At 65.4% G+C, this 15,991-nt stretch carries 10 protein-coding genes and 1 riboswitch; of the genes, 7 read left to right on the top strand and 3 right to left on the bottom strand.

Annotated features, from left to right (window positions below; genetic code table 11):
• The first annotated feature begins 293 nt into the window (after positions 1-293).
• The 7 genes from ACE3P2_RS00800 (at position 294) to ACE3P2_RS00770 (ending at position 11,078) form a co-directional block, all read left to right on the top strand.
• Entirely contained in the window at positions 294-1,679 is a 1,386-nt protein-coding gene (locus ACE3P2_RS00800; protein ID WP_374259765.1) for a TIGR03013 family XrtA/PEP-CTERM system glycosyltransferase, read from the top strand.
• Positions 1,680-1,771: 92 nt separating this feature from the next.
• Positions 1,772-3,868 carry an XrtA/PEP-CTERM system histidine kinase PrsK gene (gene prsK / locus ACE3P2_RS00795; protein WP_374259762.1) on the top strand — a complete coding sequence of 699 codons (2,097 nt, stop codon included), beginning with the start codon at positions 1,772-1,774 and terminating at the stop codon, positions 3,866-3,868.
• 4 nt (positions 3,869-3,872) lie between these two features.
• Positions 3,873-5,240: a PEP-CTERM-box response regulator transcription factor gene (prsR, locus tag ACE3P2_RS00790; RefSeq protein WP_374259759.1), complete on the top strand. Its 1,368-nt coding sequence runs from the start codon at positions 3,873-3,875 to the stop codon at positions 5,238-5,240.
• A gap of 11 nt (positions 5,241-5,251) precedes the next feature.
• Entirely contained in the window at positions 5,252-8,041 is a 2,790-nt protein-coding gene (gene prsT / locus ACE3P2_RS00785) for an XrtA/PEP-CTERM system TPR-repeat protein PrsT (protein ID WP_374259756.1), read from the top strand.
• A gap of 39 nt (positions 8,042-8,080) precedes the next feature.
• Positions 8,081-9,361 carry a nucleotide sugar dehydrogenase gene (locus ACE3P2_RS00780; protein WP_374259754.1) on the top strand — a complete coding sequence of 427 codons (1,281 nt, stop codon included), beginning with the start codon at positions 8,081-8,083 and terminating at the stop codon, positions 9,359-9,361.
• 35 nt (positions 9,362-9,396) lie between these two features.
• Positions 9,397-10,293, top strand: a complete 897-nt coding sequence (locus ACE3P2_RS00775; RefSeq protein WP_374259752.1) for a transglycosylase SLT domain-containing protein — start codon at positions 9,397-9,399, stop codon at positions 10,291-10,293.
• 2 nt (positions 10,294-10,295) lie between these two features.
• A complete protein-coding gene (locus ACE3P2_RS00770) occupies positions 10,296-11,078 on the top strand; it encodes a S1C family serine protease (RefSeq protein WP_374259749.1) in 783 nt (260 codons plus the stop codon).
• 87 nt (positions 11,079-11,165) lie between these two features.
• Here the strand turns inward: ACE3P2_RS00770 and gcvP are convergent, their stop codons facing one another.
• From gcvP to gcvT, 3 genes are all read right to left on the bottom strand, one after another.
• Positions 11,166-14,057: an aminomethyl-transferring glycine dehydrogenase gene (gene gcvP / locus ACE3P2_RS00765; RefSeq protein WP_374259746.1), complete on the bottom strand. Its 2,892-nt coding sequence runs from the start codon at positions 14,055-14,057 to the stop codon at positions 11,166-11,168.
• A 107-nt stretch (positions 14,058-14,164) separates the two neighbouring features.
• Positions 14,165-14,545, bottom strand: a complete 381-nt coding sequence (gene gcvH, locus ACE3P2_RS00760) for a glycine cleavage system protein GcvH (RefSeq protein WP_374259744.1) — start codon at positions 14,543-14,545, stop codon at positions 14,165-14,167.
• A 55-nt stretch (positions 14,546-14,600) separates the two neighbouring features.
• Positions 14,601-15,683, bottom strand: a complete 1,083-nt coding sequence (gene gcvT / locus ACE3P2_RS00755; RefSeq protein WP_374259741.1) for a glycine cleavage system aminomethyltransferase GcvT — start codon at positions 15,681-15,683, stop codon at positions 14,601-14,603.
• A 197-nt stretch (positions 15,684-15,880) separates the two neighbouring features.
• A riboswitch (glycine riboswitch) is annotated at positions 15,881-15,972 on the bottom strand.
• Positions 15,973-15,991 lie beyond the last annotated feature (19 nt).

Genomic DNA, 15,991 nt, shown 5'->3' with positions numbered 1-15,991 from the left:
TGATTTTCTGCAAAAAAACGGCCGCATGGTTTTTAGGAATTCGTGTCGGGGCTTCCGATGTAAATTCCCTTGTGACGAGCATCACGGGCGTCGAAGTGCATTGGCGCTATCGTTCGTTTGCGCGGGTTTTCACGCATTTTGCAAGTTTGCGTGCACTGTCGGCAGGGTGCCGCCCGACCTGAGTTCGGGGTGTTGCGCGCGGTTTTCTGTGGGTTGCGCTGTAGTTTGGCGCGCTTGTTGGATTGATCACATTTGCATGGGCGACCGTTTTTCAAGGGCGGTCGAGGCTCAGAATGCTCAAACTATTCAATCACTACGTACCGTCGAGCACGATCATGCGGCTGGTCTTCGACGCCATGCTGCTGTTCGTGGCGGTCGTCGTCGCATTCGTGCTGCAGGCGCGCGTCAATGGCGCCCTGATCATGTCGGTGATTCCGTCGGCGTTCGCCTTCGCCGTGGCCATGATGATCATGAACGGTGCGCTCGGTCTCTACCGCGCGGGCTTCGGTTCCGGCTTTCGCGAGGTCCTGATGCGCGTCGGCATGTCCATCGCGCTGAGCGTTCCCGTGGCTTACGGTATATTTCGGGTCCTTCCTTGGGGCGAGTTCGCTCATGAGGCTCTCGAACTGAACGTTATCGCCCTCCTTGGCTTCGTGGTCGCCGTGCGCGGTTTCACGGCCCGCCGGACGGGGGCAGGGGTTTTCGTGAAACGCATCATGGTCATCGGGACGGGGTCCGACGCCGCGGCAGTCGAGCACGCGCTGACCCATCCCGCCAACTCCAGTCTGCAGGTGGTGGGTTTCTATCCGGCAGCGTCGAGCGACGAGGTTCGCGTCGACCCGAAGCAGATCATCCACTTCGACGGCAGCCTGCTGGCAGCGGCCAATCACCTGCGCGTCAATGAAATCATCGTCGCGGTCAAGGAGCGCCGGGGCGGGGCGATCCCGCTGCGCGAGTTGCTCGACTGCAAGATGGCCGGGATCAAGGTGCTCGATCTGTCGAGCTTTTTCGAGCGTGTCCGCGGTCAGGTCCGGATCGATTCCCTGCGGGCCAGCTGGCTGATCTACGGCGAAGGTTTCCGTCAGGGCTGGGGGCGTACCCTGGTCAAGCGCGTGTTCGATATCGTCGCCTCGCTGCTGCTGCTGGTGCTGGCAGCGCCGGTGATGGTGCTGGCGGCACTGCTGATCGTGCTCGAAGACGGCGCGCCGGTGTTTTACCGCCAGGAGCGGGTCGGTCTGGGTGGCCGGCTTTTCAAGGTGACCAAGTTCCGCAGCATGCGCCGCGACGCCGAGCGTGACGGCAAGCCCCGCTGGGCCACCGCCAACGACGACCGCGTGACGCGCATCGGGCGCTTCATCCGCAAGGTGCGGATCGACGAGCTGCCGCAGCTATTCAACGTGCTCAAGGGCGACATGAGCCTCGTCGGGCCGCGCCCCGAGCGTCCCTTCTTCGTCGATCAGCTGACCCGCGACATTCCGTTTTATGCGGTCCGCCACTGCGTCAAGCCGGGCGTCACCGGCTGGGCCCAGGTTCGCTACCAGTACGGTTCGTCGGTGGACGATGCGATCAACAAACTGCAGTACGATCTGTACTACGTCAAGAATCACACGCTTTTCCTCGATACCGTGGTGCTCTTCGAGACCGTTCGCGTGGTGCTGACGGGTGATGGCGCGCACTGATCGGGCACGTTAAGCGCGCTCCCGGCTTGAGGGAGGCGGTCCGCATGTCAGACGCTCCCTCTGCGGGAGCGTCTGTTTTTTGTTGAGGCTCGATGGAATCCATCCTCTCCCAGGTTTCGGCGTGGAGTTACGCCTTTGCGGCGTTGCTGCACGGTTTGTTCGGGCTGTATCTCGGCGTGGCCTGGCGCAAGGGCCGGCAAGGGGTGTTTCTGATTGCCGCGGTGGTGTCGAGCGCCCTGTGGGCGGCGGCCAACTGGGTTTTCTCCACCTCGGGTTGGGTCTGGATGTTCCAGCTCGGCAATCTGCTCGACGTGCTGCGCATGGCGGCATGGTTCGGGTTCCTGGTCACGATGCTGTCGCGATCGGCGAACGGCGATCCGGACAGTGGCTTGCCGGCCTGGCCCAAACCGGGCGTGTGGGCGGTGATGACCCTCGGTGCGCTCGGGGTGGTGTGCTTCACGCTAGGCATTCCGCTTTACGGTACGCCGCTGCGGACCTGGGCCGCGGCCTCGCTGATGACCTCGGTGTTTGGCCTGGTGCTCCTCGAGCTGTTCTACCGGGCGGTGACCGAGCGCTCCCGCTGGGGCGTCAAGCCACTGGCGTTGGCGCTGGGCGGGCTGTTTGCGTTCGACGTCTATCTGTATTCCGAGATGTTGCTGTTCAGCCGAATCCACCCGGTGATCTGGGGGGTGCGGGGCTTCGCCCATACGCTGGCGCTGCCTCTGGTTGCGGTGTCCGCCTCGCGCAATCCGGAATGGACGTTCCGGATCTCGGTTTCGCGGCATGTGGTCTTTCACTCCACGGCGCTGGCGGGTTCGGGGCTCTATCTCTTGATCATCGCCGCCGCCGGCTATTACATGCGCTATTTCGGCGGCGAGTGGGGCGAAGCGTTGCAGCTTGCGCTGCTCTTCGGGGGCGTGTTGTTCCTCGGCGTGATCTTCTTTTCCGGAGCTTTCAGGGCGCGCCTGAAGGTTTTTCTGGCCAAGCACTTCTTTGCCTACCGCTACGACTATCGCACCGAGTGGCTGGGGGTGACGCAGGCGCTGTCGGTGGCGGGTGACGGCCTGAGCCTCGGGGAGTCGGTGGTCAAGGCGCTCGCCGATCTGGTCGAAAGCCCTGGCGGCGGCGTCTGGCTGCGGGATGCCAATGGCGGGTTCAGTCAGCAGGCGCGACTCAATATGCCCCATTACGGGTTGCAGGAATCCGACGACTCCGCGTTTGCCCGCTTCATGCTCGAGAAGGAATGGGTCTTCAATCTTCAGGAGCTACGCAGCAGCGTCTCAGACGGCACCAAGCCGCCGCTGCCCGAGTGGGCGGCGGAACTGGCCGACATGTGGTTGATCGTGCCGCTGATCTCGTCGGGCGTGCTGGTGGGTTTCGTGGTGTTGCTGACGCCGCGCACGCCGGTCGATGTGAATTGGGAGGTGCTCGATCTGCTCAAGATGGCGGGGCGTCAGGCGGCGAGCTACTTCGCGCGGATGCAGGCCACCGAAGCCCTGCTGGAGGCGCGCAAGTTCGATGCGTTCAACCGGATGTCGGCTTTCGTCGTGCACGACCTGAAAAATCTCGTCGCACAGATGTCGCTGATGCTGCGAAATGCCGAGCGCCACAAGGATAATCCCGAGTTCCAGGCCGACATGCTCGATACCGTCCGGCACGTCGAGGAGCGGATGCGCGGGCTGATGACCCAGCTGATGGAAAAGACGCCGATCAACCAGCGCAAGCCGGTCATGCTGAAGGCGCTGCTCGAGCACATCGTCCAGTCGAAACGGATGTTCCACCCCGCTCCGAAGTTGGTCGAGGGGGCGCCGGAAGTGGCGGTTTTCGCGCATTCCGAACGACTTGAACGTATCCTTGGGCATATCGTGCAAAATGCCCTAGACGCTACTTTGGAGCATGGTAGTGTGTCAGTGGAGCTATCCCAGGAGCGTAATCAGGCCTGCGTCACGGTCCGGGATACCGGGTCGGGCATGTCGCCTGCATTCATTCGGGACCAGCTTTTCAAGCCGTTCCAGACAACCAAGGCGAGCGGGATGGGGATTGGCGCCTATGAGGCGCATCAATATGTTCAGGAACTCGGCGGCAGCCTGACGGTGCACAGCGAAGTGGGCGTAGGCACCCGCTTCGAGATCAGGCTCCCCATCGCCCCGAACGCCCAGAATGCCGGTAACACAGCGGTAGCAGAATAGGGATATGAGTGATAAACGCAGGACCTTGCTGATCGTCGAGGACGATCCGGCGCTGCAGAAGCAGATGCGCTGGGCCTTCGATCAGTACGAGACGGTAGTGGCCAACAATCGCGAGGAGGCGATCGCGCAATTGCGGCGCCACGAGCCCGCGGTGGTGACGATGGACCTCGGTTTGCCGCCGGCCCCCGACGATGTGACCGAAGGTTTCAGGCTGCTCGGCGAGATCCTCGCGCTGGCGCCCGATACCAAGGTGGTGGTGCTCACCGGTCAGCACGACCGGGAGAACGCCGTGCGTGCCGTCGGCATGGGGGCCTACGATTTCTTCGCCAAGCCTTTCGAGCCCGAGCTGCTGGCGCTCACCCTCGACCGGGCACTGCGCCTGTACGATCTGCAGCAGGACAACCGCCGGCTGAAGATCCAGCAGGGCAGCGCGTTGTCCGGTCTCATCACGCGGGACGCCGGAATGCTCAAGGTGTGCCGCCTGATCGAACGGGTGGCGTCGGCCAACGTCACGGCGATGCTGCTCGGCGAGAGCGGCACCGGCAAGGAAGTGCTGGCCCGCGGCCTCCACGAGTTGTCGCCCCGCCGCAACGAGCGTTTCGTGGCGATCAACTGTGCGGCGATCCCCGAAAATCTCCTCGAGTCCGAACTGTTCGGTTACGAGAAGGGGGCCTTCACCGGCGCCGTCAAGCAAACCTTGGGCAAGATCGAGGTGGCCAACAAGGGCACCCTGTTCCTCGACGAAATCGGCGATCTGCCGATGCCGCTGCAGGCCAAGCTGCTGCGTTTCCTGCAGGAGCGGGTGATCGAGCGCATCGGCGGCCGGGAGGAAATCCCGGTGGACGTCCGCATCGTCTGCGCCACCCACCAGGACGTGAAGGGCCTGATCCAGGCCGGACGCTTCCGTGAGGATCTGTACTACCGGCTGGCCGAGATCGTGGTGGATATCCCCGCGCTGCGCGACCGCGACGGTGACGCGGTGCTGCTGGCGCACGCCTTCGTCCAGCGCTTCGCCAGCGAGCACGGGCGGGGTGCGATGAGCCTCACCGACGATGCGGTCCAGAGTATCGAATCCCATCGCTGGCCGGGTAACATCCGCGAACTCGAGAACGCCATCAAACGCGCGGTCATCATGGCCGACGGCAACTGCATCACCGCCGAAGACGTCGGCCTCGACGTCAATCCCGACGAGGAGCTCGAAGCGCTCAACCTGCGCGTCGTCCGCGAGGAGGCCGAGCGCCGCGCCGTGGTGCGGGTGATGGCACGGGTCAACGGCAACGTCGCCCGCGCGGCCGAGGTGCTCGGCATCAGCCGCCCCACGCTTTACGATTTGATGAACCGCTTCGGAATCAAGAAAGAAACTTCAACGTGATCGAAGGAACCATGCAGATGCGTGTCCAAAAACAACGTCGCACGATGCGGAATGCGGCTGTCAGCACTCTTTGTGCCTTGCTCCTGGCGGCCTGTGGTGCCAGCCCGGAATCCATGGTCACGTCCGCCAAGGAATACATCCAGAAGAACGATCGCAGTGCGGCGTCGATCCAGCTCAAGAATGCCCTGCAGAAGAACGCCAACCTGGGCGAAGCCCGCTACCTTCTGGGCAAGATCTACTTCGATCAAGGCGATTATGCGAGCGCCGAGAAGGAACTGAGCCGCGCCCTGGAGGCCGGCTTCGCCCCCGACGACGTGGTGCCCTTGCTGGCCAAGGCCCTCCTGGCGACCGGTCAGGGCGACAAGATCGCCTCCGATCTCGCCAGTCGCCGCCTGGAAAAGCCGGAAAGCCGCGCCGAACTGCTGAGCCTGCAAGGCGCCAATCTGGTGAGCAAGGGCAAGCTCGACGAGGCCCGCGACGCCTTCAACGCCGCCCTGCGCGAATCGCCCGGATATGCCCCGGCTCGCGTCGGGCAGGCCCGCATGCGTGCCATCGGTCGCGACTTCGACGGTGCGCTGGCGGATGTCGATGCCGTGCTGAAGGACGCGCCGACGCTGCCGGAAGCGAACTCCCTGCGCGGCGATCTGCTGCTGGCGATGGGCAAGCTGCCGGAAGCCGCCGCCGCCTACGAGGCCGTCATCGCGGCCCGGCCGACCGACGTCGCCGCCCACCAGAACCTGATCTCGCTGTTGCTGCGCGAGAACAAGCTCGATGCGGCACAGGCGAAGGTGACCGAGATGCGCAAGGCCCTCGGCGGTCACCCGCTGGCGGTCTACCTCCAGGCCTACGTGAACGTGCGCAACGGCAAGAACAACGAAGCCTATGACGGCATTCAGCAGGTGCTGCGCGTGGCGCCGGACTACATTCCGGCGCTGATGCTGGCCTCGGCCCTGCAGATGCAGCGCCAGGATTACGTCCAGGCCCAGGAAAACATCAAGAAGGTGCTCGAGCGCGCGCCCAATCTGCCGGCAGCCCGCCGCCTGCTGGTGACCAGCTACATCGGTACCCGCGAGCCGGCCCGCGCCCTGGAGGCCCTGCAGCCGTTGCTGAAGGAGCGCGTCGAGGACGTGGCGGTGCTCAACCTCGCGGGCCAGGTGTACGCGATGAACGGCGATTTCACCCGTTCCGAGCAATATTTCGAACGCGCGACTGCAGCCGATCCGAAGAACGCCCAGCTGCGCACCCGCCTCGGCGTGTCGCGTCTGGTGGGCGGCGAGGCCGAGCAGGCCTTCCACGATCTCGAAGCTGCGTCGGCCCTCGATGCCGACAACGTTCAGGCCGACATCACCCTGATCATGGCGCACCTGCGCCGTAACGAGATTGCCAAGGCCATCGCGGCGGTTCAGACGCTCGAGAAGAAGAAGCCGAACGACCCCGTCACCTACAACATGAAGGGTGGCGTCCTGCTTGCCAGCAAGGACAACGCCGGTGCCCGCAAGGCCTTCGAGAAGGCGCTGGAAGTGCGTCCGGACTTCATGCCCGCGGTGAGCAACCTCGCGCGCCTCGACATCGCCGACAAGAAGATCGACGATGCCCGCAAGCGCTTCGAGACCTTCATCAAGGCCAACCCGAAGGTGGCCCAGGGCTACATGCAGTACGCCGAATTCATGGCGATGACCGGCGGTCAGAACAAGGACATCCAGGCCCTGCTCGAAAAAGGTCTCGCCGCGGTGCCGACCTCGATGCCGCTGCGTTCCGGTCTGGTAGGCATGCTCATCCAGGGCGGCGATCCGAAGCGTGCCCTGCTGCTTGCCCAGGAAGCCCAGGCCGCCTCCCCGGACGATCCCACCTCGCTCGAGCTGCTCGCCCGCGCGCAGGTTGCCGCCGGCGAAACCCAGCAGGCGCTCACCACCTTCGGCAAGCTCAGCTCCCGTCTGCCCAATTCGCCCGCGCCGCTGGTGGCGATGGCCGACCTGCAGGTGGCCGCCAAGGATCTGGCGAGCGCCGAGCAGACCCTGCGCAAGGCGCTGGCGGTCAAGCCGGATGCCGTCGAGGCCCAGCAGCGGCTGATCTCCATCCTGCTCAACAACAAGCGCGGCGATGCCGCGATCAGCATCGCCAAGGAAGTCCAGAAGCAGCGCAAGGATGCGGCGGTCGGCTACGTGCTCGAAGGCGAAGTGCTGTCCGCGACGGGCAAGCCCGCCGATGCCGTCGGCCCGTACACCGAAGCCTTCCGCCTCGACAAGAGCGCCCAGTCGCTCATCCGTCTGCACTCCGCGCGACTCGCCGCCGGGCAGTCGGCCGAGGCGGCCAAGCTCGTGGCCGATTGGGTGAAGGACGATCCGAAGGATCTCGTCGTCCGCACCTACCTGGCCGAGCGCAGCCTCGCCGATCATAAGTACGATTCGGCGATCCAGCAGTATCGCCAGATGCTGGAAATGGCGCCCAAGAACCCGATGCTGCTCAACAACCTGGCCTGGGCGCTCGGCAAGGTCAATGACAAGAGTGCGATCAGCGTTGCCGAACAGGCCGTCTCCCTGGCGCCGAACAGCCCGGTGGTGCTCGATACGCTCGGCATGCTGTATGTCGATAACGGGAACATGCCGAAGGCCATCGAGAACCTCAAGAAAGCGGTCAGCCTCGGGCCTAAGCTGCCGCAGCTCCGCCTCAATCTCGCCACCGTCCTGATCAAGAGCGGCGACAAGGACGGTGCCCGCAAGGAACTCGACGAAGCCTTGAAGATCGTCCCGGAAAAGACGCCCCTGCGCGCCGAGATCGACAAGCTTCGCGCAACGCTCTGAGCCAGAATTTTTTTAGTATTGCAATCAGGAACGAGTGAAATGACCACCATCGCAGTAATCGGCCTCGGCTACGTAGGCCTGCCCCTCGCCGTTGAATTCGGCAAGAAGGTGAAGACCGTCGGTTTCGACCTCCATCAGGAGAAGGTCGACGCCTACGCCCGCCACGTGGACCCCACCGGCGAAGTTGCCACCGAAGACCTCAAGGCCGCCGTGCACCTCACCTGCAGCACCGACCCGAAGGTCATCGCCGAAGCCGACTTCATCATCGTCGCCGTGCCCACTCCGGTCGATGAGGCGCACCAGCCGGACTTCACTCCGCTGGTCAAGTCCAGCGAGAGCGTCGGCAAATACATGAAGAAGGGTGCGATCGTCGTCTACGAATCCACCGTGTATCCCGGCGCCACCGAAGAAGTGTGCATCCCCATCCTCGAGAAATTCTCGGGCATGAAGTGGAAGCAGGACTTCAACGTCGGCTACTCCCCCGAGCGGATCAACCCGGGCGACAAGGAACGCACCGTCACCAAGATCATGAAGGTCGTCTCCGGTGACACGCCGGAAACCCTCAAGATCGTCGCCGACACCTACGCCTCGGTGATCACCGCCGGCGTCTACCCGGCCAGCTCGATCAAGGTGGCCGAAGCCGCCAAGGTCATCGAGAACACCCAGCGCGACCTCAACATCGCCCTGATGAACGAGCTGTCGGTCATCTTCCACAAGATCGGCATCGACACCCTCGAAGTGCTCAAGGCCGCCGGCACCAAGTGGAACTTCCTGCCCTTCCGTCCGGGCCTGGTGGGTGGCCACTGCATCGGCGTCGATCCGTACTACCTCACCCACAAGGCCGACATGCTGGGCTACCACCCGCAGGTCATCCTGGCGGGCCGTCGCATCAACGACAGCATGGGCAAGTACGTGGCCGAAGAGACCGTCAAGGCGATGATCCAGAACGGCCACAACATCAAGGGCGCGGACGTGATCGTGCTGGGCCTGACCTTCAAGGAAAACTGCCCGGACCTGCGCAACAGCAAGGTGATCGACGTGATCCGCGAGCTGCAGAGCTACGGCGTGAATGTTCACGTGCACGACCCGGTGGCCGAATCGGCCGAAGCCGAGCACGAATACGGCGTCAGCCTGACCGCGTGGGACGCGCTGCCGAAGGCCGCGGCGATGGTGGCGGCGGTGGCCCACAAGGAATACGCCGATCTGGGCATCGGCGCGCTGTGCGAGAAGCTGGTGACCGGCGGCGTGTTCGCCGACGTGAAGAGCTTCTACGACCCGGCCGCCCTGGCGGCGGCGGGGGCGAAGGTCTGGCGGCTGTAAGCCGGGGGCGGTATATCATGGCGCGCATGAGAAGAATGCTCTCCGTGGCCCTGCTGGGCGTGTGCCTGGCAGGGGGCGCGCGTGCCGTGAGCGCCGCCGAGCCCACATCCGCCGTCACCAACGATGCCCGACAGATCGTCGAGCAGGCGGTGGCGTTCGAGCATGGCGAAGGGGTGCCCCGCGATCCCGAGCGGGCTGCCGAGCTTTACTGCGAGGCGGTTCGCGCCGGCAATGCCGAGGCGATGTACAGCCTCGGCTGGATGTATGCCAACGGCCGTGGCGTGCCGCGTGACGACGGGGTGGCTGCCACCTTGTTCGAGATGGCGCTGTTCAAGGGGCACAGCGGCGCCGAGAAGGCGCGGCGCATGGCCGGCGACTACACGGGCGTGGTGCCGGAATGCCTCAAGGCCCATTCGGTGGAATGGGCGTTCTCGATCCGCGACAACTGGGATTCGCAGAAGTACCTCGCCTCGCTGCCCGAGCGCAAGAAGAAGGTCGTCGAGCTGATCACCACGCTCGCGCCGCGCTTCTCGATCGAGCCGCGTCTGGCCCTGGCGATCGCCACGACCGAATCCAATTTCGATGCCAGCGCGACCTCGCCCAAGAACGCGATGGGCGTGATGCAGCTGATCCCCGAAACGGCCAGCCGTTTCAACGTGAAGGACAGCTTCGATCCCGTCGAAAACATCAAGGGCGGGCTGGCTTATCTGCGCTGGTTGCTGGCCTACTATCGCGGCAACGTGGCACTGGCGGTGGCCGGCTACAATGCCGGCGAGGGGGCGGTGGATCGCTACAAGGGCGTGCCGCCGTACAAGGAAACCCAGAACTACGTGCGACGCATCCTCGAGTTCTTTCCGCGCACCGAGCATCCGTTCGACGCGCGGCTCGTGAACGCATCGCCTGCACTGCAGGCGCTGAAGAGCGTCAACTGACGATGACGACTTCGTTGCGGACCCGGCTTGTTCAGTGTGTCGTGGCCGGCGGGCTGGCGCTCGTCGCGGTCTTCGCGATGCCGGCACATGCCGATTTCCAGGATAACGTGGCGGTGGTCAAGCGTTCGGTGGTGGCTGTGGGAACGCTGTCGCCGACGCGCAATCCACGTTTCCGTTTTCTGGGCACGGGTTTCGTGGCGGGTAACGGCAATCAGGTGGTCACCAACGCCCATGTGGCGGCGGCGGTGCCGGAGGGCGCTGGCAACGACGAGAAGCTGGTGATCGTGACGCCGGGCACGGGGCGCGTTCTGGCTCGACCGGTGACCAAGGAGGCGGTCGATCTCGACCACGATCTGGTGGTGCTCCGCTTCGAGGGGCCGCCGATGCCCGCCTTGCCCCTTGGCGATTCCAGTGCCGTGCGGGACGGGCAGGATGTTGCGCTGACCGGGTTTCCGCTCGGTGGCAGCATTGGTCTCACGCCGGTGACGCACAAGGGCATCGTGTCGGCGATCACGCCGGTGGGACAACCGCTGGAGTCGGCACGGCAGCTCGACAGTGGTGTGGTCCGGCGCCTGTCGGCCGGTGGTTACTCGGTGCTTCAGCTCGACATCGTGTCCTATCCCGGCAACAGCGGTAGCCCGTTGTTCGACGCCAATACCGGTCAGGTGCTGGGCGTGCTTAACATGGTGTTCATCAAGAGCACTAAGGAAAGCGCGATCACGTCGCCGTCGGGCATCTCGTACGCGATTCCCGTCTCGTTCGTGAAATCCTTGTTGTCGCCCTGACATCCCGATTCGCGTTATGTAATGCCATGAAAAAAGCCCGGGGTCGTCGCCGACCGCCGGGCTTTATCACGTCAGCGCGGAGCGCGATCAGGCCAGCTCGTCCGTTGGCACACAGGCGCAGAACAGGTTGCGGTCGCCATAGACGTCGTCGATGCGGTTCACACTCGGCCAGAACTTGTTGTCGGCCACCCACGGCAGCGGGAAGACGGCATCGCTGCGGGAGTAGGGGCGATCCCAGTCGCCGAGGAAGTCGGCCTGGGTGTGTGGTGCGTTCTTCAGCGGGTTGTTATCGGCGGGCAGGCGGCCTTCCTCAATGGCGCGGATTTCACCGCGGATCGCCACCATCGCGTCGATGAAGCGGTCGAGTTCGCCTTTGTCTTCGGATTCGGTGGGCTCGACCATGATCGTGCCGGCCACCGGGAATGACATGGTCGGGGCGTGGAAGCCGTAGTCCATCAGGCGCTTGGCGATGTCCACCTCGGAGATGCCGGTGGCGGCCTTGATCGGGCGGATGTCGAGGATGCACTCGTGGGCGACGCGACCCTGGCTTCCGGTGTAGAGCACCGGGTAGTGGGCGGCGAGCTGGCTGGCCACGTAGTTGGCGTTGAGGATTGCGACTTCGGTGGCGGCCTTCATGCCACGGCTGCCCATCATGGTGATGTACATCCAGGAGATCGGCAGGATGCTGGCCGAACCAAACTGGGCGGCCGACACCGCGCCCTGGCCGGCGTTGGGGCGATCTTCGCTGCCGGTGGCGGCAACCACGTGGTCGGCCATGAACGGGGCGAGGTGGGCCTTTAGGCCGATCGGGCCCATGCCCGGGCCGCCGCCGCCGTGGGGGATGCAGAAGGTCTTGTGGAGGTTCATGTGGCTCACGTCGGCGCCGATGGTGGCGGGCGAGGTGAGGCCGACCTGGGCGTTCATGTTGGCACCGTCCATGTAAACCTGGCCGCCGTGTTGGTGAACGATGGCGCAAATCTCGCGGATCGCTTCCTCGAACACGCCGTGGGTGGACGGGTAGGTGATCATCAGCGCGGCGAGCTTGTCGGCGTGCTGCTCGGCCTTGGCCTTGAGGTCGGCGACGTCCACGTTGCCGTTGTCATCGCAATTGACCACCACCACGTCCATGCCGCACATCTGGGCGGTGGCCGGGTTGGTGCCGTGGGCCGACTTGGGGATCAGGCAGACGTTGCGGTGATGGTCGCCGCGGGCGGCGTGGTAGCGGCGGATCGCCACCAGGCCGGCGTATTCGCCCTGGGCGCCGGAGTTGGGCTGCATGCAGATGGCGTCGAAGCCGGTGATCTCGCGCAGCTGGGCGGCGAGGCCGTCGATCATCTCGCGGTAGCCGGTGGTTTGATCCAGCGGGGCGAACGGGTGGATGTCGGCGAACTCGGGCCAGGTGACGGGGATCATCTCGCTGGTGGCGTTGAGCTTCATGGTGCACGAGCCCAGGGAGATCATCGAGTGGTCCAGCGCCAGGTCGCGGTTCTGCAGGCGCTTGAGGTAGCGCAGCATCTCGTGCTCGGTGTGGTGGGTGTTGAACACCGGGTGGGCGAGGATGGCGTCGTCGCGCAGCAGCTCGGCCGGCAGGTTGCCGCCGCGGGCGGCAACGGTCGCGTCGAGGGCGGCGACATCGGCCTTGGCGCCGAAGGCGGCGAGCAGCGCGGCGACGTCGTCGCGGGTGGTCTTTTCGTCGAGGGCGACGCCCAGGGCGTGGCCGTCGATGGGGCGCAGGTTGAAGCCGGCAGCCTGGGCGGCGGTGTAGATCTCGGCGGAGCGGGCGCCGGTTTCCACCTGGATGGTGTCGAAGAAGCTGGTGGCGGCGAGCTTGAAGCCGGCCTGGACCAGGCCCTCGGCCAGCGTCGCGGCGAGGCGGTGGATGCGCGCGGCAATGGTACGCAGGCCTTCGGGACCGTGCCACACGGCGTACATGCCGGCCATGTTGGCCAGCAGCACCTGGGACGTACAGATGTTGGAGTTGGCTTTCTCGCGGCGGATGTGCTGCTCACGGGTCTGCAGGGTCATGCGCAGCGCGGTCTTGCCGCGGGCGTCCTTGGAGACGCCGATGATGCGGCCCGGCATCGAGCGGACGTGGCTTTCGCGCGTGGCGAAGAAGGCCGCGTGTGGGCCGCCGAAACCGAGCGGCACGCCGAAGCGCTGGGCCGAGCCCAGGGCGATGTCGGCGCCCAGCGCGCCCGGCGACTTGAGGAGCACCAGCGCCAGCAGATCGGAAGCGACGGCGACCACGGCGCCCTTGGCCTTGAGGTCGGCGATCGGGCCGGCGATGTCGGCGACGGCGCCGTTTTCGGCCGGGTACTGGAGCAGCGCGCCGAATACGTCGTGGTGGGCGGCATCAAAGGCGGGGCCGACGATCAGCTCGAAGCCGAAGTAGTCGGCGCGGGTGCGCACCACGTCGAGGGTCTGCGGGAACACGCCTTCATCGACGAAGAAGGCCTGGCTCTTGACCTTGGCGACGCGACGGGCCATGGCCATGGCTTCGGCGGCGGCGGTGGCTTCGTCGAGCAGCGAGGCGTTGGCGAGCTCGAGCCCGGTGAGGTCGATGACCATCTGCTGGAAGTTCAGCAGGGCTTCGAGGCGGCCCTGGGCGATCTCGGCCTGGTAGGGGGTGTAGGCGGTGTACCAGCCCGGGTTTTCCATCACGTTGCGCAGGATGACCTTGGGCGTGATGGTGTCGTAGTAGCCCATGCCGATGAGGGACTTCTTCAGCACGTTCTTGCCGGCGATGGCCTTCAGGCGAGCCAGGGCCACGTGCTCGGGCGTCGGTTCGCCCAGGGCGAGCGGGGCGGGCAGGCGGATGCCGGCCGGCACGGTCTGGTCGATCAGGGTGTCGAGGGTGTCGACACCGACGGCGGCGAGCATCGCCGGCAGCTCGTTGGCGCAGGGGCCCAGGTGGCGGCGGATGAAGTCGTCGCCCTGTTCGAGCGTGGCGAGCGGGGCGGAGAGAAGCGTCTTCGACATGGGTAGAACTCGGGTTGGGTTACGGCAAGGACGAGCGGGCAAGGGCGAGCGGTGGCGGCTCACTGGGGGCGCGCCGCAGTGGCACGCCCCGGTCGGGCGACGGGAGGTCAGCCGATGGCGGCTTCGTAGCCGGCGGCGTCGAGGAGGGCGTCCACGTCGGCGGCGTTGGCCGGTTTGATCTTGAACAGCCAGGCGGCGTAGGCGTCGGCATTGACGGATTCGGGCGCGTCCACGGCGTCCTGGTTGTTGGCGATGATCTCGCCGGCCACCGGGGCGTAGATGTCGGAGGCGGCCTTGACCGACTCGATCACGGCGATGGCTTCTTCCTTGGCGACGACGCGGCCGGTGTCCGGCAGTTCGAGGAAGACCACGTCGCCGAGGGCTTCCTGGGCGTGGTCGGTGATGCCGACGGTGAGGGTGCCGTCGGCTTCAACGCGAACCCATTCGTGGGAGGCGGTGTAACGCAGATCGGCCGGGAGCGTGCTCATGGAAATGTCCTTTTTGGAATCAGAATGGTTGAAAAGCGCAGGAATGCGGGAGGGGTCAGATTAGGGGTTTGCCGTTACGGACGAAAGAGGCTTTAACCACCCGCGCCTTGAGGCGCTTGCCGCGGATATCCACTTCCACGCTGTCGCCCGGCGCCACGCCCAGGGGCAGGCGAGCCATGGCGATGGCCTTTTCGAGGCTCGGCGAGAAGGTGCCGCTGGTGGTCTCGCCTTCGCCCTGGGCGGTGAAGACGGTCTGGTGGGCGCGCAGCACGCCCTTGTCCTCGAGCACCAGGCCGAGCACCTGCTTGCTGGCGGGCTTGGCCTGCAAGGCGGCCTTGCCGATGAAGTCGCGGTCGGCGTCCTTGAAATCGACGGTCCAGGCGAGGCCGGCGTTGAGCGGCGAGACGCTCTCGTCCATGTCGTTGCCGTAGAGGGCCATGCCAGCTTCGAGACGCAGGGTGTCGCGGGCGCCGAGGCCGCAGGGCTTGACGCCCGCGGCGATGAGGGCGTCCCAGGTGGCGGCGGCCTGATCGGCCGGCAGGGTGAGCTCGAAGCCGTCTTCGCCGGTGTAGCCGGTGCGGGCGATGAAGAAATCGCCGAAGGCGGCGGCCTGGAAGAGTTTGAGGCCGGCGGAGGCGGCTTCGGCGCCGGGGATGGCGGCCCACGTTTTGGCGCGGGCGTTCGGGCCCTGGACGGCGATCATCGCCAGATCACGGCGCGGGGTGAGTGTGGCGGCGAAGGCGCCAGCTACGAGCTGTTGCTGCATCCATGCCACGTCCTTGTCGGCGGTGCCGGCATTGACGACGATGCGGTATTCGGTGTCGCAGAGGTAATAGACGATCAGGTCGTCGATCACGCCGCCTTCCGGGTTCAGCATGCAGCTATAGAGCGCCTTGCCCGGCTCGCTGAGCTTGGCCACGTCGTTGGCGATCAGGCGGCGCAGGAAGGCCTTGGCGCCGGCGCCAGCGAGATCCAGCGCGAGCATGTGGGAGACGTCGAACATGCCGGCATCGCGGCGGACGGCATGGTGCTCCTCGATCTGCGAGCCGTAGTTCACCGGCATGTCCCAGCCGGCGAAATCCACCATGCGGGCGCCGGCGGCGACGTGGGTGGCGTGAAGAGGGGTGCGCTGGGTCATCGTGATCTCCGGAGGGGCAATCGTTACAGTGTAGAAAAGCAAAGGGGCCGACGCGATTCGGAAATCGCATCGGCCCCATCTGTCCTTTGTACCTGAGAGATTGCAGCGGCGATCGGCGCCGGCTGCGTGCCCCTTCGGTGGATGCGACCGGCCGTGGCAGGGCACGGAAACGGGCGGCATCGCTCTCCAGATTGTTGATTCGTCGGCGGTCCTTTTGCCTGAGCGGTTCCGGGGGTTGCGCCTTCGGCGGCTCGCCAGCAACGGGCGAACGCTCTCCCACACGACGGCGCGCACCTTACCACCGGGGC

Origin of the sequence: Zoogloea sp. (assembly GCF_041911615.1) — a bacterium.
GTDB lineage: Bacteria > Pseudomonadota > Gammaproteobacteria > Burkholderiales > Rhodocyclaceae > Zoogloea.
Note: the sequence above shows the minus strand (reverse complement) of the source record. Positions and strands in the feature narration are given on the sequence as shown.